Source organism: Streptomyces sp. NPDC002130, from assembly GCF_040296465.1.
Lineage (GTDB): Bacteria > Actinomycetota > Actinomycetes > Streptomycetales > Streptomycetaceae > Streptomyces.
Genome location: NZ_JBEOXI010001238.1, coordinates 1 through 1,054 on the forward strand (window position 1 = coordinate 1; position 1,054 = coordinate 1,054).

General features: G+C 63.3%; 1 protein-coding gene. It reads right to left on the minus strand.

All coding sequences use genetic code 11. The features are described 5' to 3' along the window. Positions 1 to 180: 180 nt before the first annotated feature. Positions 181 to 933: an ABC transporter substrate-binding protein gene (locus ABT116_RS49915; RefSeq protein WP_351648397.1), complete on the minus strand. Its 753-nt coding sequence runs from the start codon at positions 931 to 933 to the stop codon at positions 181 to 183. Positions 934 to 1,054 lie beyond the last annotated feature (121 nt).

Consider the following 1,054-nt stretch of genomic DNA (forward strand, 5'->3'; position numbering starts at 1 on the left):
GAAGATTCGATGAAGGACCATGGTGTCCCAAGCAGTCGACGACTGCCCTCGTCCGTGATGGTGGTCGTCGTGAAGTGAAACCTTTGGATTCGTTGCGGGTGGACAGTGGGACCTCTCCCGCACATCGCGTCCGAAGAGTTCAGGGCAGACGGAAGGTCATCGGGGCAGTCGAATTCGGGATCAAATCAGTGATCGGAGCTTGTGGCATGACACCGCGTCGACACCGGGCGAGGTCTTCAGCCCGAGCTGGCCGAGAAGACGGATCCGCGGGTCGGTGCCGCAGAATACGATCAAACCCTCGTCGGTGCGCATTGCATACGTGGCGGTTTTGCCCTGGAACTGGGGGTGATCTGCGGCTTGCTTCTCGAAGTACGCCCCGGTCTCGTCGATCAGCGTCTGCGCCTGCGCCGGCTGTCCGAGTGCCGCGCCGATCATGCTCATCTGCTTGTCCCACGCCGTATCCCACGGCTGGTCGGGGAACGCGACAGTCGGCGCGATGTCGCTGAGGCGCTTGTACTCGCCCTCGTCGATGCCGGAGTAGACGGCGAGGATCACGTCGGGATCGAGCCCGAGGATCTGCTCGAACGGGATATCGGGATTGGTCGTCATGAGAACGGGCTTGGCACCGTTCAGACGCGAAGCGTCCCAGGGCAGGATGTTGTTCTCGATGCCGTCACCGGAGAAGCTCTCCATGGCGACCGGAACCTTGTTCAGCGCGATCACCGAATCCTGGCCACTCCATCCGATGGTCACGATGCGCATCGGCTCCGCGTCGATCGTCGTCGAGCCGTAGGCGTGGTCGACGGTCACGGGGAACGCCCCCGCCTCGGCGGCACCCGAAGCTTCGGTGTCCGATCCGGAGTCACCTGAGGTTCCACAGGCGGAGAGCGTCAGCGCGACGCAAGCCGCGAGCAGTACGGAACGAGTTTTCATGAGTGGTCCTTCGAAAGCCGGATGGTCGACTCGGGACGCTAATGCGTTGCGCGCCTACACCCCGACTCGAAGGCCTCAGATGGCGGGCGCCGGGCGCCTGCTTCTCGACGTAGGCCGTGAA